Origin of the sequence: Gemmobacter aquarius (assembly GCF_003060865.1) — a bacterium.
GTDB lineage: Bacteria > Pseudomonadota > Alphaproteobacteria > Rhodobacterales > Rhodobacteraceae > Paragemmobacter > Paragemmobacter aquarius.
In genome coordinates, this window is sequence record NZ_CP028918.1 from 1222727 (window position 1) to 1243079 (window position 20353).

Below are 20353 nucleotides of genomic sequence, written 5' to 3' on the forward strand. Positions count from 1 at the left end.
GCGGCAACAGTCAAGGAGAACAACATGGGACGATTTGGACCTATGGAAATCATCATCATCGCAGCCGTCGTGCTGATCCTGTTCGGTCGTGGCAAGGTATCGAGCCTGATGGGCGAAGTCGGCAAGGGCATCACCGCCTTCAAGCGCGGCGTCAAGGACGAGGGTGCAGAGGCCGCAGCTGCTGCCGCAGCGGCAGTCGAGGCCGCCCGCGACGTGACGCCCGCAGCGACGACGACCGAGCAGGACAAGGTCTGAGTGCGGCCTTGCGCCTGAACACGGGCAAGGAAGGGCTGAGAGATGCTTGATATCGGCTGGAGCGAACTGGTCCTGATCGGGGTCGTCGCGCTGATTTTCGTAGGGCCGAAAGACCTGCCGCGGATGTTCCACGCGCTGGGGCGGTTCACCGCCAAGGCGCGGGGCATGGCGCGGGAATTTCAACGCGCGATGGACGATGCGGCGAAATCGTCGGGGCTTGACGATGTCCGCAAGGACCTGAGCGGGGTCAAGGCGGGGATCAATGCCGCGACCAATCCGGCGGGGTTCGGGATCAACGCGCTGGAGGATGCGGCGCGGAAGTTCGAGAACTGGGATCCGAAATCGGTTTTGAAACCGGCTGTGGCTGCGGCTCCTGCGGCGGCTGCCGCGACGGATGCGGCGGCGACCGGCTCAACGGCGGATGCGTCCGAACCCGGACCGGAAACGAAGGCACTGGCCGAAAAGCGGGCAGCCGATGCTGCCGCAGCGCGGGCCAAGGCACATGAATTGCAGGCCAAGGCTGCGGCTTCGGCAAGTGCAACCTTTGCCGCGCGGGCCAAGGCCGACGCCGAGGCTGCGGCAGTCAGAATGGCCGACGAAAGTGCTGCTGCACCTGCGCCGCAGCCGCGCAGCCGTGCGAAGAAGGCCGAGTCGGCCGGAATTGCCGAGCCTGCAGCAGAAGCTGCCAAACCGGCGCGAAAGCCGCCGGTCAGACGCAAGAAGAGTGACGAATGACCAAGACCGATCAAATCGAAGACAGTTCGGCCCCGCTGATCGAGCATCTTGCCGAGCTGCGAAATCGGCTGATGTGGTCGGCTGCCGCCTTTTGCCTTGCGTTGTTCGCGGTCTATCCCTTTGCCATGCAGGTGTTCAACTTCCTGTCGCGGCCGATCTGCAAAGTGCTGGAAAGCATGGGGCAGAATTGCCAGCTTGTGCTGATCTCGCCGCAGGAAGGCTTTTTCGTCGCCATCAACATCTCGCTGTTCGGGGGGCTGGTGCTGGCCTTTCCGGTGATCGCCTATCATCTGTGGCGCTTCGTGGCGCCGGGGCTTTACAGGTCGGAGCAGAGCGCGCTCTTTCCGTTTCTGATCGCCTCGCCGATCATGTTCTTCTTCGGCGCGGCATTCGCCTATTTCGTCGTCTTGCCGATGGCGTTCAACTTCTTTCTCGGGTTCCAGCAGTTCAGCGCTTCGGCGCCCGCGACGGAACCGGTGAAGGACGCGGTTGGCGCCTTGAAGGAAGTGGCGAGCGTTCCGGGGATCGTGTTTCAGGGGTCGGCGCAGGAATATCTGGGCGTGACGATGAAATTCATCCTGTCCTTCGGGCTGTGCTTCCAGTTGCCTGTCTTGCTGACGCTGCTTGGCAAGGCCGGGCTGGTGGGATCGAAGGGCCTGTCGGCGATGCGGAAATACGCCGTGGTCGCGATCTTGATCCTAGCCGCCGTGGCGACGCCTCCAGACGTGATCAGCCAGATCATCCTGTTTGCGGCGATCTATCCGCTTTACGAAGTGTCGGTGTTCCTGATCCGCCGGATCGAAAGAGCGCGCGAAAAGCAGATGCGCGCCGATGGAACCTGGGTCGACGAGGACGAGGAAGACGCGGTTTGAAGGCTTTGCTCGAACGCATTGCGGGGGCGCTGGAGCGGATGGCTCCGGCGCCTTTGGCCGCTCCGGATTTCGGTGCCGAGGCTTTTGTCTGGCATACCGGCCCTGACCGGCTGGAGCCTGTGGCGCGGGTCGCTCGCGTGGACCTGTCGCTGCTGGTGGGGGTGAACCGGTCGCGTGATACGCTTTTGGAGAACACGCGGCATTTCGCGGCGGGGTTGCCTGCGAACAACGCGCTCTTGTGGGGCGCGCGCGGGATGGGGAAATCCTCGCTCGTCAAATCGGTGCATGCCGCCGTGCGGGCCGAGGGGCATGATCTGAAGATCGTCGAGTTGAGCCGCGAGGATCTGCCGAGCGTGGGGCGGCTGTTGGCCGTGCTGCGCGGGGCGGGGGCGAAGTCGGGCGCGCGGTTCATCCTGTTTTGCGACGACCTGTCGTTCAGCCATGACGACCAGCATTACAAAAGCCTGAAGGCGGTGCTGGACGGCGGGATCGAGGGGCGGCCCGATAACGTGCTGTTCTACGCCACGTCGAACCGGCGGCACCTGATGCCGCGCGACATGATCGAGAACGAGACGCAGGCGGCGATCCATTCGACGGAAGCGGTCGAGGAAAAGGTATCGCTGTCTGACCGCTTCGGGTTGTGGCTGGGCTTCCATCCCTGTTCGCAGGACGAATATCTGGCGATGATCGACGGCTATTGCGCGGCGCATGGGGTGGCGGTCGAGGCGGCGCGGTTGCGGGCCGAGGCGATCGAATGGCAGGCGACGCGGGGCGGGCGGTCGGGCCGTGTGGCCTGGCAGTTCTTTTGCGACCTCGCCGCGCGCGAAGGGGTGCGGGTGTCCGGCTGACGGATTTTCAGACCTGTGGCCCAACGATTTTTCTGCGAAAAATCAGGGCCGGCGCGCCCCTGATTTGACGACGGGCCGGAGACTGCGGGCGTTCGAGGCGTTTCCTATCGGTTGTCGGGTGAATCAGGGTCACCAAATGGGCGAGGCCTTGATTCCGCACGACCGGGACGCAATGGGCTGTCAGCGCCCGGCACTGCCTTGTCCCGAGCCTTTGCCGAAGCTGCCGATTTCGAATAGACCATCGCCTGCGGCAGTATCGCCAAGGTCCACTGGCATGGACAGGGCGCAAACGGGGCATCCGCTGCCATGCCATCGGACGCTCTTGCGATGGGTGACGACGAGGATCATGGCGCTGAAAGATGTGCCCGGCCCCCCGATCGACTTTCGCCCGCTGCTTGGGCAAGCCCGTGACCTTCGTGGCACAGCGGTGCTGCCCGAAGGGTTAACCTCTGGCCAAATTCCTCGACAATCGGGCGTTCGATGCCAAGTGGTGTTCGAAAGGCACTGTCGGGAGCGGGCCTGTTGACGTTCTCCGGCGGCGACTGACTATCTTGCAGCAACGTGTTGCGATTGCTTGAAATTCTTCGAATGTTCCGAAGAAATTCTCGATCAGGCGCCACCGTTTTAGGTGTTCGGAGTCGCAATCTGTCGGGAAGCGGCGTTTGGATCCCCCGGATCGCCATTGTCTCTGACTTTCTTTTCACGCTGGCTCAAATATCCCGGGGGGATGAGGCCGCAGGCCGATGGGGGGCTGGCCCCCCGCTCGCGGGCGGTGCAGGGCGCAGGCCATGCAGCAGGGGCGGGATTTTTCGCAGAAAAATCGGGGTGGGGCAGGCTGGGCCTTGCGAGCGGGGGCTTGGGTGATTAGCCTTGGCGCTTCCTCTGGCCCTTGGACCCCATGTTTACCGAAATCCTTATTGTCGTTGCCCTGATCATCGTGAACGGGGTGTTGTCCATGTCGGAAATGGCCATCGTTTCGGCGCGTCCTGCGCGGTTGCGGTCGCTCGAGGGGAAATCGCTGGGGGCGGGTGCCGCCTTGCGGCTGGCCGAGCAGCCGGGGCGGTTCCTGTCGACGGTGCAGATCGGGATCACGGCGGTTGGCGTGCTGTCGGGGGCGTTTTCGGGCGCGACGCTGGGGGCGAGGCTGTCGGACTGGCTGGCGGTGCAGGGGATGGCACGCGAGACGGCAAACACCTTTGGCGTGGGCGGGGTGGTGCTGATCCTGACCTATCTGTCGCTGATCGTTGGCGAGCTGGTGCCGAAGCAACTGGCGTTGAAGAATGCCGAGGGCATCGCCATCCGCATGGCGCCTGCGATGCTGGTGCTGTCGAAGCTGGCGGCGCCTGTCGTCTGGGTGCTGGAGCATTCGGGGCGGCTGATCCTTTGGGCCATGGGGCAGGCGGGGGCAAGCCAGGCCAAGGTGACCGAGGAGGAGGTGCATACGCTCTTGTCCGAGGCGCATGAGGAAGGGCTGATCGAGCCGGAAGAGCGCGAGATGATGGCGGGGGTGATGCGGCTGGCCGACCGGTCGGCCCGCGCCCTGATGACGCCGCGCCACGAGGTCGAGATGCTGGACCTCGAGGCGACGCCTGCCGAGACGGTGGCGGCGATCCGGCGGGTGGCGCGGCCGCGGATGCCGGTGCAAAGCCGCGAGAGCGGCGAGGTGGTCGGGATCATCACGCTTGCCGATGCGTTCAACGCGCTGTCGCGGCGCGAGGCGGTGGATCCGAAGAAGCTGCTGCGCGATGTGCCTGTGGTGTCGGACATGGCCGATGCGCTGGATGTGATGGAAATCCTGCAGGGGTCGGACCATCACCTTGCGCTGGTCTACGACGAATACGGGCATTTCGAGGGGATCATCACCTCGGGCGATATTCTGGAGGCCATCACAGGAACCGTGGCGGCGCAGACCGCCGAGGAGCCGGCGCTGGTCGAGCGCGCGGACGGGTCGCTGCTGGTATCGGGCTGGATGCCTGCGGACGAGTTCTGCGACCGTCTGGGCCTGCCGCGCGAGATGGTCGGGGGCTACGAGACGGTGGCGGGGCTGGTGTTGAACATATTCGGCCGGTTGCCAAGCTTGGGCGAGGCGGTCGAGGCCGAAGGGCTGCGCTTTGAAGTGATCGATCTGGACGACCGGCGCATCGACAAGGTGCTGGTGAGCAAGCTGGGCTGATGTGACGGGGGAGGGGGGCTCGCCCCCCTCTTGGCCGTGCCGGCCAATTCACCCCGAGGATATTTTCGCCAGCGTGAAAGCCACAGGGTGCGGGCTGACAAGGGGGCGGGCTGAGGGGGCGGGCTGAGGGGGCCTGCGCCTATTGCAGGTAGGGCATCGGGTCGGTGCTGTTGACGCCTTGGCGCACCTCGAAATGCAGGAAGGCGGGGTTGCCGGATCGGACGGTTGCGATTGCTTGCCCGCGCGCGACTTTGTCGCCCTTTTTCACGGTGATGCCCGCGACGCCTGCGTAGACGGTCAGAAGGCCGCCTTCGTGGCGGATGACGACGATGGGGGTTTGTTCGGTGTCTTGGGTGATCGCGGCGACGGTGCCTGCGGCGGCCGCCTTGACGGGCGTGCCTGCGGGGGCGGCGATGTCGATGCCTTCGTTCTTTTTCGGGGCATAGGGGCGGATGATGTTGCCCGAAACCGGCATGACGAATTGGGCCGAGGACGACGCTGTGCGTTCTGTGCCCAAGTCGGGCGAAGGCGGGGCTTCGGCGGCGATTTCGGCAGCGGTTTTCGGGGTTTCGGCGGGGAGCGGTTTCTTGGCCGAGGGCGGGGTGGGGGTGGGCGTGCCTGCGCCGGGGGCAGAGGTGGCCACGGGTTTGGGAGCGGCGGATTGGGCGGGTGCCTCGTCCGGCAGGGGGGCGCCGGTCGGGGTGGGGATCATCAGGTACTGGCCTTCGCGCACATCGAGGTCGGCGCCGAGGCCGTTCCAATCGGCCAAGGCGCGGGCCGAGACGCCGTAAGTGCGGGCGATGGAGAAGGCGGTTTCGCCGCGTTTGACCTGATGGCGGGTCGGGGATTCGCCGCTGGGCGTGGTGGCGGCGGGGGCGGTTGCAGGGGCCGCTGCTGCGGGGGCGGCGGCGGGGCTTGTGCCCACGCGGTCGAGTGCGGTCGTGGCGATGGAGGAGACATCGACCGCGCCGGGGCGGGCCATGCCGGGCGAGGCGATGGGGGCGCTGGCCACGGTGCCGCCGCCGATCGCGGTGCCCGCAGCGAAGCCGCCGCCTTCGACGCGGCGCGGCAGGGCGAGCACTTCGCCGTCGCGCAGGGGCGCGCCCGCGTCTATCGCGTTGTAGCTGGCGAGTTCTTGCGGCGACAGGCCGATGCGGGCTGCGACCGAGGCGGCGGTATCACCCCTGCGGGCGACCGCGACCTGATAGCCGGGGTAGGAGATGACGCCGCGCGCATCCGGCGCGGGGCGGGCTGCGGTGACGCCGCGGGCGGCATCGGCGGTGGTCATGGCCTGACCGCCGCGCAAATCCCAGTCGAGGTTGTCGAGCGGGTTCGTTCCCCCGCCCGAACAGGCTGCCAGCGTGGCGCAGGTGCCAAGCATCAGGGTGGTGGTGCGGAAACTGCGCAGCGTCTGCGTGGTCATTGCTCTGCCCTTTGCTTTCGGTCCGGGTTGGTCCCGGCCTGATCTGGTTATCGTCTATTCCGTCCCGAGCCCTTCGACCAGAGGGACGAAGCGGACGGGGCGAAGTTCGTCATAATGATAGCCGGTTTCGAGCCGCGTCACCTTGATCAGGCTTTGCACCGTATCCGACTGCCCGACGGGCAACACCATGATACCGCCAACCTTGAGTTGCGCCAAGAGGGGGCCGGGCGGGTCTTCGGCGGCGGCGGTCACGATGATGCGGTCAAACGGGGCCTGGTCGGGCAGGCCGAAGCTGCCGTCCGAGGTGATGGCGGTGATGTTGGTCAGATCGAGGCGGGCGAAGACTTCGGAGGCTTCGCGCACGAGGCGTCGGTGGCGGTCGACGGTGTAGACGCGGCGGGCGAGGTGCGACAGAATCGCGGCCTGATAGCCCGAGCCTGTGCCGACTTCGAGCACCTTGTCGCGGGGCTGGACGTTGAGCGCCTGTGTCATCAGCCCGACGATGGAGGGTTGGCTGATGGTCTGGCCGCAGGCGATGGGAAGGGGCATGTCTTCATAGGCGCGGTCGGAAAAGACGCCGCGCACGAAAAGGCCGCGGTCGGTCTGTTCCATGGCGGTCAGGACGCGGGTATCGGTGACACCACGCGAGCGGAGGGCGTAAAGAAAGCGCATCTTGCGTGTCGCAGCGGAGCCTTCGTCGTCGAAGTCCCGCGGCCCGTTTGTCATGCGAGCCGCGCCGAGAGGTCGGCCAGAAGGTCATGTGCGGTCAGGTCGGCGCGCATGGGGGTGACAGAGATGTAACCTTCGAGGTTTACCGCAGCGTCGGTGCCCGGAAGCGTGGGGGTTTGCTGCGGGCCACCCTTGATCCAGAGGAATTTCTTGCCCGACGGTGACTGGTGCGGTTCCACGCCAAAGCCGGTGTCGCGGCGGAAACCTTGCGCGGCGACGCGGGTGCCTTTGACGCGGGCGGCGGGCAGGGGCGGGAAGTTGACGTTGTAGAAGGTGCGGTAGTCGTCGTTGGTCCAGATGCCGTGATCGAGCAGGTCGCGCACGAGTTTGGGGCCGTGGGTACGGGCGGCTTCGAACGGGTCGGACAGGCCGTCCATTTCGGGGCCGAAGAATTGCGAGAGCGCGATGGCGGGGATGCCTTGGAGGGCTGCTTCCATCGCGCCGCCGATTGTGCCGGAGTAAAGCACGTTCTCGGCCGAGTTGTTGCCGCGGTTGACGCCCGAAAGCACCAGATCGGGGCGGGCGCCGTCGAGCACGTCAAACAGGCCCGCGAGCACGCAATCGGCGGGGCTGCCCTCGGTGGCAAAGCGGCGGGGGCCGAGTTTCATGATCATCATCGGGTGGGTGTAGCTGATGCAATGGCCGACGCCCGATTGCTCGAACGCGGGGGCGACGACCCAGACCTCGCCCTGTGGTCCCGCGATGGCATGCGCGATTTCCTCGAGGACCTGAAGCCCCGGAGCGTTGATGCCGTCGTCATTGGTCACAAGGATGCGCATGGTCTGCCTGCTTTGGTTGGCCCCCTGATTAGACGAGGGCGCGGGGTGCGGCAAGCGGGGCTTGCGGTGGGATGACACAGCAATAGTGTGGTGTGGCAAATGCGGGAGGGTGCGATGCGGATGAAGCGGTTGGGGGCGTCGGGGTTGCAGGTGTCGGAGCTGTGTCTGGGCTGCATGACCTATGGCGAGCCTGCGCGGGGCGGGCATCCGTGGACGCTGGGGGTCGAGGAGAGCCGCCCGCTGATACGGGCGGCGGTCGAGGCGGGGATCACCTTCCTCGATACGGCGAATGTCTATTCGGACGGATCGTCGGAGGAGATATTGGGCGATTACCTTTGGACCATCGCGCGGCGCGACGAGATCGTATTGGCGACCAAGGTGCACGGGGTGATGGAGGCCGAGCCGCATATGGCGGGCCTGTCACGGCGGGCAATCCTGCACAACATCGACGCGAGCCTGCGGCGGCTGAAGACGGATCATGTGGACCTGTACCAGATCCACCGCTGGGACCCGGATACGCCGATTGCCGAGACGATGGAGGCGTTGCACGATGTGGTGCGGGCGGGCAAGGCGCGGTATCTGGGGGCGTCGAGCATGTATGCGTGGCAGTTTGCCAAGGCGCAGGAGGTGGCGCGGGCGAATGGCTGGTCGCCCTTTGTGAGCATGCAGAACCAGATCAACCTGATTTACCGCGAGGAAGAGCGCGAAATGGTGCCGCTGTGTCTGGATCAGGGGGTGGGGATGATTCCGTGGTCGCCCATCGCGCGGGGGCGGCTGGCGCGGCCCTGGGGCGCGGTGACGGTGCGAAGCGGGACGGATGCCTATATGCGGGTGCTTTACGACCGCACCACCGATGCCGACCGCCGTGTGGTGGATACGGTCGAAGCGGTGGCGGCGGAAGTCGGGCGGTCCATGGCGCAGGTGGCGCTGGCTTGGGTGCGGCAAAAGGCGGGTGTGACCGCGCCGATCATCGGGGTCAGCCGGATGGCGCAGTTGACCGATGCGCTGGGCGGGCTGTCCTTGGTGCTGACGCCCGAACAGGTGGCGCTGCTGGAGGCGCCTTATGTGCCCCACGCGGTGGCGGGGCATGACTGAGGATCAGTCGGCGGCGAGGGTCGCCGGTTCTTCGCCGTTGAAGTAGCCTTCGGGCGCGAAAAGCACGCCGAGGATGGCGACATAGGCGAGCGCGAAAAGGGTGATCGGTGCCCAGTTTGCGGTCGAGAATACCGGACGGCTGGAAGCCCCCTGTTGCGAGGGGCCGAGGAGTTGGGTCTTTCGCATGGCAGTGCGCTCCGACATTTCAGTGTGGATACCATAGCGCAAAGCCGCGGGCAGAGGGTTCTGAAGTTTACGAATGTTGCAGAACAATGTTCCGGACCGGCGGATTTTCGCGGATGGTGTTTCGCGCGGAAGGCGGGGCCGGGCGATCGGATGAATTTCGTTCCGAATCCTGCGCTGCGCTGCGGCGCGGGGGGTGGGCTTTGGCGGGGCTGTTGCGGGGCTGTGGCAGCTTTAGGCCAGTGGCAGGCAGGCTTCGAGTTCGCGGTGCAGTCTGGCCGGGTCGAGCGGTTTGCGGATGAGCCGGCCCGTCTTGAGCGCACCGGTCATGTCGCGGGCGCGGAATGCGGTGAGGACCACGAAACCTGTGCCGGTCTTCAGCAAGGCTCCGGCCACGGGTTCGGATGTTCCGTCGCGGATATGGACATCGAGCACGGCGGTATCGGGCAGGCCGGTCGCCATGGCCAACAGGGTCGCCTTGGCGCTGGCGAAGGGACCGAGAACGATGCAGCCCCAGGATTCGAGCGTGGATTGCAGGTCCATCGCAATCAGGCTTTCGTCTTCGACGACAAGCACGCAGCGGCCTGCGAGGGTATCAACTGTCAACGGAGATCTCCCCCTGATCGCAACAGGGGAAGGTCAGGGAATAGTGCACTCCGCCGGGGTTGAAGGCGAGTGTCGCCTCGCCTTGCAGTTCGTTTGCGACGACCTCTTGCAAGAGCCTGCTGCCGAAGCCTTGGCGGTCTGGCGGCGCGACCTGCGGGCCGCCGGTTTCGTGCCAGACCACGCGGATGTCGCATCGGGTTGCGCTGCGATGCGTTGACCAGTCGACGCGCACCTGTCCGGTGGGCTGGCCGAGGGCGCCGTATTTGACGGCGTTGGTGGCGAGTTCGTGCAAGGCGAGGCCGAACATGCGGGCCTGTCGGGCGGCGAGGGGCACAGGCGCGCCCTCGAGACTGATGCGGTCGCCACCTTGCACGTCGAAGGGGGCGAGGATGTCGCGCACCATCGTGCCGAGGTCGACATGTTCGCCGCTGGTTTCGAAGACCGCGCTTTCGGCGACGGAGAGGGCGCGCAGGCGGCCGATGAAGGCATCGCGGAATTCGGTGGCGCTGCGTCCGGTCACCGAGGTCTGCGAGGCAAGCGCGCGGATCAGCCCCAGAAGATTGCGCGCCCTGTGGCCGAGTTCGCGTGCCAGCACCGTCTGCTCTTGTGCGGATTGGCGCAGTTGTGCGTGGATTTTCAGGCGTTCGATGGCGGCGGCCAGCAGGTTTGCGTAGCTTTGCAGGAAGGCCACGTCGTCCGGGCTGAAATTCCGGGGTTCGGTGGCGTCCACCTCGAGCACGCCGAAGGGGCGGTCGGGGCCGACGATGATGACATTGACCATGCTGCGGACGCCGTGGCGGACCAGGATTTCGGGCATTTCGAACCGGTGTTCGGTCCTGATGTCGGGCGAGACGACGGGGCGGTCCGAGCGCAGCGCAAAACCGCCGGGCGAGCGTTCTGCATCCGGGATGGTCGCGACGCCGACTGTGCCGGGCTGCCAGTTCACACCGCTGCGAAACAGCATCGCGCCACGGTCGGGCAGGTGTTCGAGCACCTTGACGAGGGGAACTCCCATCGCCACCGAGACCCGTTCGCTTGCGAGGCGAAGGGTTTTGTCGAGGTCTTCGCTGCGGAAGGCATAGAGGCCGAAATCGGCGAGGGCCTGCCGTTGGAGTTCGAGGTTCCGCAAGCGGTGTTGGGGGGTTTCCATACAACCAAACCAGTTGGCGGACAGGTGGTTCCGGCAAAGGTGCAGCGACGAGAGGGACGGTCGCGCCGGTTCAGGGTTGGTCAGCGGGCGCAGGTTCGGATTTTGGCAGCGTTGCGGGGGCGATTTCGGTCTGCGCCGGTTCGCCGGTGGCAGGGGATGGGGCGGACATTGTGGGTTCGGGGGGCTGAGTGCCAGTTTGGCCAGCGGTCTGGCCAGCGATCTGGTCCGTGCCTTGTTGCCCCTGCGCGGGGGCGGATGCGGCTTGGTCGGTGCCCATCGGTTCGGGCGAGATCGTTCCGTCGGCGGCGGCGATGCGCCAGACGGTATTGCCTGCGTCATCGGCCACGAGGAGTGCGCCCGTACCGTCGATGCCCAGCCCTACGGGGCGGCCACGGGCCTTGTCATCGGCCACGAATCCGCCGACGACCTCTTGCGCGATGCCGTCGGGCTTGCCGTTCTTGAAGGGGATATAGACCACGCGGTAGCCGTTGTAGACATCGCGGTTCCAACTGCCGTGTTCGCCTACGAAAGCGCCGCTGCGCCATTGCTCGGGCAGGGCGGAGGCGTAGGAGAACACCATGCCCAAGGGTGCGACGTGGCTGGACAGGGCATAGTCGGGCGGGATGGCGGCTTTTACCATGTCGGGGCGTTCGGGGTAGACGCGGGGGTCGACGTGCTGGCCGTAATAGCTCCACGGCCAGCCGTAGAAGGCGCCTTCTTTCACCGAGGTCATGTAGTCGGGCACGAGGTTGGGGCCGAGTTCGTCGCGTTCGTTCACCACGGTCCAGAGTTCGCCGGTTTCGGGGTTGATGGTCAGCCCGTTCGGATTGCGCAGCCCCGAGGCGAAGACGCGGGCGGCGCCGGTCTGGCGGTCGACGATCCAGATCGCGGCACGGCCCTTTTCGGCCTCGAGCCCGTTTTCGAGGATGTTCGAGTTCGACCCGACCGAAGCGAAGAGGTATTTCCGGTCGGGGCTGAGGGTGAGATCTTTGGTCCAGTGGTGGTTGATCGGGCCGCCGGGGAGGGGGGTAAGGATGGTCGGCGGGGCGGTGATCGTGGTCTGGCCCAGTTGGTAGGGATAGGCGAGGATCGCATCGGTTGCCGCGACATAGAGCGTGTCATCGGCGAAGACCACGCCGAAGGGTGAATTCAGCCCTGTCAGCAGGTCGGAGCGTTCGTCGACGGTGCCATCGCGGTCGGTGTCGCGCAGCAGGGTGATGAGGTTGCTTTCCCCGGTCGGCCCGCCGCCCGAGCCGTGGGCGATGGACATGATCCAGCCGCGGATGATGTCTTTTGGGCGCGAGACGGGTTCGCCCTGCGGGCCGCGCGCCTGAACCACCAGAACGTCGCCGTTGGGCAGGGTGTAGACGCGGCGCGGGTTTACCAGATCGGTCGCATAGGCGGTGATCGAAAGGCCCTCGGGGACGGTGGGGGTTTCGTCCTTGGCCCAGCCAGTCACCTCGGCCACGCGGAGGTCGGGCATCAGGGCCATTTGCGGGTCGGGCAGGCGCGGATCGGGGCCGATCTGGCTGGCGGGGTCGAAATCCTGCGCGGTGGCGCAAAGGGCCGAGAGCGCCAGAAGGGCGGTGGCAAGCGAGATGCGGTCAATCATGGTCGGACACTCCTGCGCCGTGGCGGAACACCATGCCAAGGCCTATCCAGCCCGTGACAAGAAGGACGAGGACGGTTGCGGCCGATAGGCCAAGGCCCCAGGGGACGACCCCCGTCCAGCCGTCGCGGGCGTGCACGAGGCTGTTGAAGAAGGCGAGGAGAAGCACGATCACGTTGCCGATGCCATGGACCCAGGTGTGGTGCGACTGGCGCAGGGGGCGGCGGGCTATCGCGTCGATCAGCCCCGCAAGCGCGGCGAGCCCGCCGGTGACGAGCCCCGCGAAGAGCAGCCATTCGGCGAAGCGCTGCCACATCAGGGTTCCGGTCTGCCAATAGGCGATGTCGACGGCCAGCGTCAGGACGAAACAGGCTATCGGAAAGGGCACCAGAATGGCGTGGATGGGTCGGCCACCGATCGCGGCGGCTGACGGGACGGATCTTGTGGGCATGTCGGCTTCTCCGGTGTCGGCTTATTGACTAGACGCGCGGTGACGGGATGGGTTCCGGTTTTCGGTCGGATTTCCCTGAAAAAGCAATCACAAGCGCGGGACCGCGTAGGGTGCGGGACCTCGGGGGCGTGGTCCGGGTTCGGGGCGGAAGACGCCGTCGACCGGACTATTCGCGCTTGGCTTTGCGCTGATCCATGTGACCATCGGGCGCTTGCGGTTTCCGGGCAGCGTGCCGCGCAGCATCTGCCTTTCGGGGGTGGGCGGGGTCGCGGTTGCTTGTGTGGTTTTGCACATCCTGCCCGATCTGGCGGCGCATCGGCGCATAGCGGCCATACCTTACGGGGGCCGAAGGTCACGTTACGCAGCGACTTGCGTTGTCCCCAAGGCTCTTGCAGCGGGGAACGCGCCGAAGCGCGATAGCGCCGCTTCGGCGCGTTTGCGTCGGTCGCTACAGGCTAGGGGGTGGTTATGGTCGCGGTCGGTCCGGTCCTTTTGGCCGGTCCGGTGGTCGAGGGTTGCAACCCTGCGAACCATGCGGCGAGGGCTTCGATCTGGTCATCGGTCAGGCTGCGGGCGGCTTTGGCCATGAGGTTCGACTTTGGTCCGCCGCCGCGGTTGCCATCGCGCCAGAGGCGGAGCTGGGCTTCGAGATAGGCGGGGTATTGTCCGGCGAGGTCGGGGCCGATGAGGCGGCGGTTGGCGTCGGTTTGGCGGGGGCCGTGGCAGGCGACGCAGGCGGGAACGTCGGGGCTGGCGGTCTGGCCTTGGGCGAGGGCGGCCCCCTTGGCAGCGAGGCCGGGATCGACGCTTTGGCCGGTATCGGCCGTAGGCAGGCTGGCGAAATACGCGGCAAGATCGGCGAGCGAGGTGGCAGGGATAGAGGTTGCGGCCTCGGCCATGAAGCCGCTTTGGCGCTGGCCATCGGCATAGGCTTGCAGCGAGCGGGTCAGGTAGGCGGCATCTTGCAGGTCGAGGCGGGGGATCAGCGGGTTTTCGGACCGGCCGTTCGCGCCGTGGCATCCGGCGCAATAGGCAAAGCCCCGTGGCGCGTCGGGCGGAGTTTCTGGCGGGGCGGTGAGGGCGGTGTATTCCTGCGGGGTCATGCCGTCGCGCAGGCGGGTCAGGAAGGCTGCGATGCTCCACGCCTCGTCCTTGCGCGGGGCGGGCCAAGGGGGCATTGCGGTCATCTTGATGCCTTCGTGGACGATCCAGTAAAGCTGGTTCGGGGGGTGGTCTGCTACCGCTTGCAGGATGGGCGGCGGGGGCGGGACCATGGCGCGGATCGTGGCGCTTGCGGCGGTGCCGGGCGTGCCGTGGCAGGTGCGGCAGGCGCGGTCGTAGTGGCGCGCGCCGAGGGCGGCCATGTCGTCGGTAAGGGGCGGGACTGCGGATTGCGGCGGGGCGCGGAGTTTCGCGCTGTGGCGGAAGGTGGTGTGCAAGGCCCATGCGACGGGGGCGAGATGGCCCTGCCGCGCCGAGACGTTGTAAAGCCCGAAACCGATGGTCGCAGCTGCGGCGGCGGTGCCGAGGGCTGCGAGGACGGCAAGGGTTGCAAGGACGCGGTTCATGGTGCGGGCCGTGGCGCGCTGTCTTGCAGGGCGCGGGACAAGAGCCAGACCCCGCCTGCCAGATAGGCGGGCATGCCGATAGCCAGCATCGTCAGGCCGCCCAGCGATTGCGCGGTGATGTCGGGAGGCATGCCGCACCAACCGGCGTAAAGATCGCGGGGCGACAGGATGAACAGCGCGCCAAGCAGCGTCATGTGCATCGAGGTGACGGACAGGCCCGCCGCGCCTGCGACCGCTTGACCGGGGCGGAGTGCGGCGGCCCAGACGGCGATGCCTGCGGCGAGGAAGGAGGCTTGCTCGGCCAAGGCGAGGGCGGGTGTTCCGCTTCGTGCGGCGGCGTGGAGGGCGGGGAGATGCCAGCCCCAGACGGTTGCGAACTCGATCAGGCAGCCGATTGCCACAGGTGGGGCAAGGCGGATCAGCGGATCGGGGAAGGCCAGCACCAGAAGCGGGGCCGAAACCGCGACGAGCAGCATGTGGCGCAGCATATGGGCAGGAAAGGCGGGCAGCAGCGGGGGAAGCGTGGCCGCGAGGGCGAGCGTGCAGGCGGCGGCAAGGACGAGGCGGGGCTTCACCGGCAGGTTCCCGCAAAGACGGCGGGCAGGGTGTCATAGACCACGCCGATTGCCGAGACGAGGGTGAGCAGGAGCGCGACATGGCCGAGGAAGCGGTAGCGGCTGCGGTCGGTCGGCCGGTCTTCGTTTGCGTCGTTGCGGTATTGCCGCCAGAAGGTCCAGCCAAGCGCCGCAAGCAGCGCGAGGGCTGTCGCGCTGATGGTCAGGAGTGCGGTGAGAAGCGGGTCGATCACGCTGGTGCCAGACTCGGCGCACCAGATCTCGGCGCACCAGATCTCGGCGCACCAGATCTCGGCGCACCAGATCTTGGCGCACCAGATCGCGGCGGCGGCGTAGCTGACCATCAGGTGCAGCGCCCAGACGAGCGGGCCGAGGGTGATCCGCAACAGTCGCCACAGGGTTGGGTCGCCTGTGGGGTTACCCGTGCGGTATTCGTGGCGGGGCAGGGTCATGCGGGCGGTCCTTACGGGGAGGTCGCGTAGGGTGGCGGTCCCGAGCGGCCGGTCGGGGTTGAAAGGGGTTTGGCGGGGACGGGGTTCCCGCAGTGGGGGGCGGGATCGGGCGATGAGGGCTTTCCGGGCGGCGGGCTTGGGCCAGGTCTGGGCCGGGCTTTGCCGAGGCGAGAATTTCGGGTTGATACTTTACGAATTTATGAAAAGCTGTGATGTAAGGAGAATCACATGCTTGGATCGCGCTTTGCCACCCGTATCAATTCCTTCGCTTCGGCGGCGCATGGCTATTGGCCGGGGCAGGTGGAAAAGCCTTCGCTGGCGCAGATGATTGCGCGGGCCGCGACGGTTCCGGGCTTGACCGAGCTTGATCTGAACTATCCCGACCATGTGGGGGCGAAGCCTGCCGAAGTGGCGGCGATGGTGGCCGGTTGCGGGCTGGCGATCAGCGGGCTGGCGATGCGCTACTATACCAATCCGGCCTTCAAGCGGGGGGCGTTCACCAACCCCGACCGCGCGGTTCGGCGCGAGGCGATCGATCTGACCAAGCGCGGGATCGATGCGGCACGGGCGATGGGCGCGCCGATGATGACGCTGTGGCTGGGGCAGGACGGGTTCGATTACGCCTTTCAATGCGACTATCAAAGGTTGTGGGCCGACGAGGTGGAGGGCATCGCCGAGGTGGCGGCACATGATCCGGACTGTCTGGTGTCGATCGAGTACAAGCCCAACGAGCCGAGGAGTTACAGCCTGTTGCGCGATGCGGCGACGACGCTTCTGGCCATCGACGAGGCGGGGGCGGACAACCTGGGCGTGACCATCGATTTCGCCCATGCGCTTTATGCCGACGAGCAGCCTGCCAATGCGGCGGCGATGGTGATGCGGCGGTCGCGCCTGTTGGGGCTGCACCTGAACGACGGCTATGCCAAGCGGGATGACGGCTTGATGGTGGGGGCCGTGCACGGGCAGGCCACGCTGGAACTGCTGGCCGAGGTCAAGCGCGGCGGGTTCGACGGGGCGATCTATTTCGACACGTTTCCAGATGCATCGGGGTTAGACCCCGTGGCCGAATGTGCGGCCAACATCCGCACCGTGCGGCGGATGCTGGCGGCGGTCGGGCGGATGGAGGGGGATAACCGGCTGGCCGACGCCAAGGCGCGCCATGATCCGGTGACGGCGCAAGAGATCGCGCAACTGGCCTTGTCGGGGGATATATCGACGGGGTGAACTTTACGGAACCAACTGAAATCGTGTTGAAAGGGAGGAAACCATGCAACATTTTCTGAAGGGCGGCCTTGCCGTCGCGGCGCTGGCGCTGACGGTCGGAATGGGTCTGGCGCAAGACCTTGCGCCGCTGAATTCGGACGCCGAACCTGACCGGATGGATTGGTCGGAGCTTGAGGCCAAGTTCGGCGCGATGCCGGCGGTTCCGGCGGGGACCAAGGTGGGCGGCGTGTCGAAGACGCTGACGAACGAATACTGGCGGTCGCTCGGGCAGGGGTACCAGAACGTGGCCGACAAGCTGGGGATCGAGTTCGTCTATCAGGCGGCGCAATCCGAAGGCGACCAGTTGGGGCAGCTTGCCATTGCCGAGACGCTGATCAGCCAAGGGTTCAACGCGCTGCTGTTTTCGCCCCAGACCGATGCCAACCTGATTCCGGCGATGGAAAAGGCCACGGCGGCGGGGATTCCGGTGCTGAACGTGAATGACGCAGTGATCCCTTCGGCCACGCATTACGTGGGCAACGTGCAAAAGGGCAACGGCGTGAACGTGGCCAACTGGTTCATCGCCAACCGTCCCGATGGCGGCAAGGTCGCAGTGATCGAGGGGCAGCCGGGGGTTTATGCGGCGGGCCAGCGCACGGCGGGCTTTACTGAAACCATCACGGAGGCGGGCAAGTTCGAGGTCGTGGCCTCGGTTCCTGCGAACTGGAGCCGCGAGGAGGCGTTCAACGCGGCGGCGACGATATTGCAGCAATATCCCGATCTGATCGGGTTCTATGCCAACAATGACGGCATGGCGTTGGGCGTGGTCGAGGCGGTCAAGGCCGCGGGCAAGGCCGAACAGGTTGCCGTGTTCGGGACGGACGGTATTTCGGACGCCTATGCTGCGGTGCGGGCGGGCGATCTGACCGGAACGGTGGACAGCTTTCCGGTGCTGACCGGCGAGGTGGCGATGGAAGTGGCGCTGCGGCTGATGGCGGGGCAGGCTTTGCCGCGTGTGGTCGCAACCCCGCAGGCGCTGGTGACCAAGGACAACGTCGAGACCTTTGCCACGTCTGACATCGCGGCACTTCGTGCTGCCTTGCTGGCCCAATAAGGGCTGACCGGTCGTCCCGCCTGATGCTCCCTCGGGCGGGACGGCCCTTTCTTTTCAGGGTTTTCCCATGACGCCGCGCCTTGTACTTGCCGATATCGACAAATCCTTTGGCCCTTTGCAGGTGCTGCATGGTGTCACGCTGACGGTGCGGGCGGGCGAGGTGCACGGGTTGCTGGGCGAGAATGGCGCGGGGAAATCGACGCTTCTCAACATTCTGTCGGGGGTGTTTCGTGCCGATGCGGGGCGGGTCGAGATCGATGGTGCTGTGCGGGTGATCGCGTCGCCGCGCGAGGCGCAGGCGGCGGGGATCGCGATGATCCATCAGGAATTGCAGCAGGTGCCGGAGTTGAGCGTGGCGCAGAACATGTTTCTGGGGGCGTCGCTACGGCAGGGGGGCGGGCTGTTCGTGGACCGCAAGGCGCAAGAGCGCGAGGCGCGGCGGTTGCTGGCGCCGCTCGACGCCGGGATCGACGTGACGGCGCCGGTGCGGACGCTGCGGGTGGCGCAGCGCCAGATCGTCGAGATCGCCAAGGCGCTGCGGGCCAAGGCGCGGATCATCGCGATGGACGAGCCGACATCGAGCCTGACGCCGAAAGAATTCGACCGGCTGGTCGTGATCATCGACGGGCTGCGGCGGCAGGGGGTTTCGGTGATCTATGTCTCGCACAAGATGGACGAGGTGTATCGCGTCTGCCAGAGCGCCACGATCCTGCGGGACGGGCGGCTGGTGGGGCGGGTCGATCTGCCCGAGGTGCCGGTGGCATCGGTGATCGAGCGGATGGTGGGGCGCGAATTGGCGCATGGCGCGCATGTTTCGCATGTGCGCGAGCGGGTGGTGCTGGAAGCGCGGGGCCTGACGCGGGGGGTGGCGGTGCGGGATGCGTCGCTGGTGTTGCGCGAGGGCGAGGTGTTGTGCATCGCGGGGCTGGTCGGGTCGGGGCGGACGGAGTTGCTGCGGCTGATCGCGGGGGTGGACGCTGCCGATGCGGGCGAGGTTCTGGTCGAGGGCGTAACGGTTGCGGGGGGCGATCCGCGCCGCCGCATCCGCGCGGGGCTGGGGCTGCTGCCGGAAGAGCGCAAGCGTGACGGGATCATCCGGCACCGGCCTGTGACGACGAATATCGCGCTGCCCGCCATGCGGCGCTTTTCGCGCTGGGGGATCATCAGGCGCAAGGTGCTGGCCGAGCGGGCCGAGGCACTGATGCGCGATGTGCAGTTGCGCCCGCTGGATGTGTCGCGGCCCATCGGCAGTTTTTCGGGCGGGAACCAGCAAAAGGCGATCATCGGGCGCTGGCTGGCCGCCGATACGCGGATATTCCTGTTCGACGAACCCACGCGCGGCATCGACGTGGGGGCCAAGGCCGAAATTTACGGGCTGATCGAGAGGCTGGCCCGCGAGGGGCGGGCGATTCTTGTCGTGTCGTCCGAACTGCCCGAGGTGATCCGCCTTGCCGACCGCGTGCTGGTGATGCGCGAGGGGCGGATCGCTGCCGAACTGGGGGCGGGCGAGATCACCGAAGAGGCCATCGCCCGCGCCGCCATTCCCGCCGCCTGACCCGAGGATACCGATCATGACCGCCACCGCGCGCCCCGCCTTTCTTGCCCGCATCCGCTTTCGCGATGCCGGAACGCTGCTTGGCCTTGTGCTGATCGGGGTCGTGTTTTCGGCGCTGACGCCGGTGTTCCTGACCGTGCCGAACCTGATGAACATTCTTCAGCAATCTTCGATCAATGCCTGCATCGCGCTGGGCATGACGCTGGTGATCATCTCGGGCGGGATAGACCTGTCGGTGGGGCCGGTGGCGGCGCTGTCGGCGGTGCTGGGGGCTGCGATGATGGTGGCAGGCGTGCCGGTGCCGCTGGCCGTGGCGGGGGCGCTGGCGGTGGGGGTGGGGTGCGGGCTGTTCAACGGGGTGCTGATCACATGGGGGGGCTTGCAGCCGTTCATCGTGACGCTGGGGGGGCTGTCGCTGTTTCGGGCCTGCGCGCTGATCTTTACCGGAGGCACGCCGATCTTCGGCATTCCCGACGGGTTTCGCGCCTTTACCAATGGCACGGTGCTGGGGCTGCCCAACCCCGTGCTGATCGTGGCGGTGCTGGCGGGGGCGGGCTGGGTGATCCTGAACCGCACGCCGCTAGGCGAGTATTTCATGGCCGTGGGTGGCAACGAGGAGGCGGCGCGGATTTCGGGCGTTCCGGTGCGGATGACGAAACTGGCGGCCTATATGATCTCGGGGCTGATGGCCTCGGTTGCGGCGATGATATTGATCGGGCGGCTGGGGGCGGCGGAACCCACGCTGGGGACGCTGTGGGAGCTGGACGCAATCGCGGCGGCGGCGATTGGCGGGGCGTCACTGATGGGCGGGCGCGGGTCGATCATGGGGACGCTGATCGGCTGCGTCATCCTTGGCGCGCTGCGTAACGGATTGACGCTGATGAACGTTCAGGCCTTCTACCAGCTGCTTGCCACCGGTATCATCATCATCGTCGCGATGCTGATTGACCGGGCGACGAGTGGCAAGCAGGGGTAACG

The 20353-nt window shown here is 66.5% G+C and carries 21 protein-coding genes; 10 read left to right on the plus strand and 11 right to left on the minus strand.

The features are described 5' to 3' along the window. Positions 1 to 24 precede the first annotated feature (24 nt). From tatA to HYN69_RS05950, 5 genes are all read left to right on the plus strand, one after another. Positions 25 to 255 carry a twin-arginine translocase TatA/TatE family subunit gene (tatA, locus tag HYN69_RS05930; protein WP_108434942.1) on the plus strand — a complete coding sequence of 77 codons (231 nt, stop codon included), beginning with the start codon at positions 25 to 27 and terminating at the stop codon, positions 253 to 255. A 42-nt stretch (positions 256 to 297) separates the two neighbouring features. Further along, the gene (gene tatB / locus HYN69_RS05935; RefSeq protein WP_108434943.1) at positions 298 to 990 is read left to right on the plus strand and encodes a Sec-independent protein translocase protein TatB; all 693 of its coding nucleotides are present in this window, start codon (positions 298 to 300) and stop codon (positions 988 to 990) included. Next, positions 987 to 1862, plus strand: coding sequence for a twin-arginine translocase subunit TatC (gene tatC, locus HYN69_RS05940; RefSeq protein ID WP_108434944.1), 876 nt, complete (start codon positions 987 to 989; stop codon positions 1860 to 1862). Before tatB ends, tatC begins: the two co-directional genes overlap by 4 nt. A 38-nt stretch (positions 1863 to 1900) precedes the next feature. Then, positions 1901 to 2710, plus strand: coding sequence for an ATP-binding protein (locus HYN69_RS05945; RefSeq protein ID WP_108437056.1), 810 nt, complete (start codon positions 1901 to 1903; stop codon positions 2708 to 2710). 898 nt (positions 2711 to 3608) lie between these two features. Further along, complete coding sequence (locus tag HYN69_RS05950; RefSeq protein ID WP_108434945.1) at positions 3609 to 4883, plus strand: hemolysin family protein; 1275 nt, start codon at positions 3609 to 3611, stop codon at positions 4881 to 4883. 139 nt (positions 4884 to 5022) lie between these two features. On the opposite strand, the gene HYN69_RS05955 is transcribed toward HYN69_RS05950, so the two are convergent. From HYN69_RS05955 to surE, 3 genes are read right to left on the minus strand one after another with little or no spacing between them, the layout of a single operon-like run. Then, complete coding sequence (locus HYN69_RS05955) at positions 5023 to 6306, minus strand: peptidoglycan DD-metalloendopeptidase family protein (RefSeq protein ID WP_407925249.1); 1284 nt, start codon at positions 6304 to 6306, stop codon at positions 5023 to 5025. Between the two features lie 54 nt (positions 6307 to 6360). Further along, positions 6361 to 7032 carry a protein-L-isoaspartate(D-aspartate) O-methyltransferase gene (locus tag HYN69_RS05960; RefSeq protein WP_108434946.1) on the minus strand — a complete coding sequence of 224 codons (672 nt, stop codon included), beginning with the start codon at positions 7030 to 7032 and terminating at the stop codon, positions 6361 to 6363. Continuing rightward, positions 7029 to 7814 (minus strand): 5'/3'-nucleotidase SurE, encoded by a 786-nt coding sequence (gene surE, locus HYN69_RS05965; protein WP_108434947.1) that lies wholly within the window; start codon positions 7812 to 7814, stop codon positions 7029 to 7031. The genes HYN69_RS05960 and surE overlap by 4 nt, the downstream gene beginning before the upstream one ends. Before the next feature lie 99 nt (positions 7815 to 7913). Between surE and HYN69_RS05970 the strand changes: the two genes are divergently transcribed. Continuing rightward, on the plus strand, positions 7914 to 8909 hold the full coding sequence (locus HYN69_RS05970) for an aldo/keto reductase (RefSeq protein WP_230426504.1): 996 nt from the start codon (positions 7914 to 7916) through the stop codon (positions 8907 to 8909). A 3-nt stretch (positions 8910 to 8912) separates the two neighbouring features. On the opposite strand, the gene HYN69_RS05975 is transcribed toward HYN69_RS05970, so the two are convergent. The 8 genes from HYN69_RS05975 to HYN69_RS20495 form a co-directional block, all read right to left on the minus strand. After that, complete coding sequence (locus tag HYN69_RS05975) at positions 8913 to 9113, minus strand: hypothetical protein (RefSeq protein WP_216824660.1); 201 nt, start codon at positions 9111 to 9113, stop codon at positions 8913 to 8915. A gap of 213 nt (positions 9114 to 9326) precedes the next feature. Beyond that, the gene (locus tag HYN69_RS05980; RefSeq protein ID WP_159082369.1) at positions 9327 to 9698 is read right to left on the minus strand and encodes a response regulator; all 372 of its coding nucleotides are present in this window, start codon (positions 9696 to 9698) and stop codon (positions 9327 to 9329) included. After that, complete coding sequence (locus HYN69_RS05985; protein ID WP_108434950.1) at positions 9688 to 10848, minus strand: sensor histidine kinase; 1161 nt, start codon at positions 10846 to 10848, stop codon at positions 9688 to 9690. The genes HYN69_RS05980 and HYN69_RS05985 overlap by 11 nt, the downstream gene beginning before the upstream one ends. A gap of 70 nt (positions 10849 to 10918) precedes the next feature. Continuing rightward, positions 10919 to 12460 (minus strand): PQQ-dependent sugar dehydrogenase, encoded by a 1542-nt coding sequence (locus tag HYN69_RS05990; RefSeq protein WP_108434951.1) that lies wholly within the window; start codon positions 12458 to 12460, stop codon positions 10919 to 10921. Continuing rightward, positions 12453 to 12908, minus strand: coding sequence for a DUF2231 domain-containing protein (locus HYN69_RS05995; RefSeq protein ID WP_108434952.1), 456 nt, complete (start codon positions 12906 to 12908; stop codon positions 12453 to 12455). Before HYN69_RS05995 ends, HYN69_RS05990 begins: the two co-directional genes overlap by 8 nt. 455 nt (positions 12909 to 13363) lie before the next feature. Beyond that, positions 13364 to 14476: a c-type cytochrome gene (locus HYN69_RS06000; protein WP_108434953.1), complete on the minus strand. Its 1113-nt coding sequence runs from the start codon at positions 14474 to 14476 to the stop codon at positions 13364 to 13366. Next, the gene (locus HYN69_RS06005; RefSeq protein ID WP_230426505.1) at positions 14473 to 15051 is read right to left on the minus strand and encodes a cytochrome c oxidase assembly protein; all 579 of its coding nucleotides are present in this window, start codon (positions 15049 to 15051) and stop codon (positions 14473 to 14475) included. Before HYN69_RS06005 ends, HYN69_RS06000 begins: the two co-directional genes overlap by 4 nt. Then, entirely contained in the window at positions 15048 to 15503 is a 456-nt protein-coding gene (locus HYN69_RS20495) for a hypothetical protein (RefSeq protein ID WP_159082370.1), read from the minus strand. The genes HYN69_RS06005 and HYN69_RS20495 overlap by 4 nt, the downstream gene beginning before the upstream one ends. Positions 15504 to 15731: 228 nt before the next feature. Between HYN69_RS20495 and HYN69_RS06015 the strand changes: the two genes are divergently transcribed. The 4 genes from HYN69_RS06015 (at position 15732) to HYN69_RS06030 (ending at position 20351) form a co-directional block, all read left to right on the plus strand. Then, the gene (locus HYN69_RS06015; RefSeq protein ID WP_108434955.1) at positions 15732 to 16727 is read left to right on the plus strand and encodes a sugar phosphate isomerase/epimerase family protein; all 996 of its coding nucleotides are present in this window, start codon (positions 15732 to 15734) and stop codon (positions 16725 to 16727) included. 43 nt (positions 16728 to 16770) lie between these two features. Then, entirely contained in the window at positions 16771 to 17820 is a 1050-nt protein-coding gene (locus HYN69_RS06020; RefSeq protein WP_108434956.1) for a sugar ABC transporter substrate-binding protein, read from the plus strand. A 67-nt stretch (positions 17821 to 17887) separates the two neighbouring features. Beyond that, on the plus strand, positions 17888 to 19375 hold the full coding sequence (locus HYN69_RS06025; RefSeq protein WP_108434957.1) for a sugar ABC transporter ATP-binding protein: 1488 nt from the start codon (positions 17888 to 17890) through the stop codon (positions 19373 to 19375). 16 nt (positions 19376 to 19391) lie between these two features. Next, positions 19392 to 20351, plus strand: coding sequence for an ABC transporter permease (locus HYN69_RS06030; RefSeq protein ID WP_108434958.1), 960 nt, complete (start codon positions 19392 to 19394; stop codon positions 20349 to 20351). Positions 20352 to 20353: the final 2 nt, after the last annotated feature.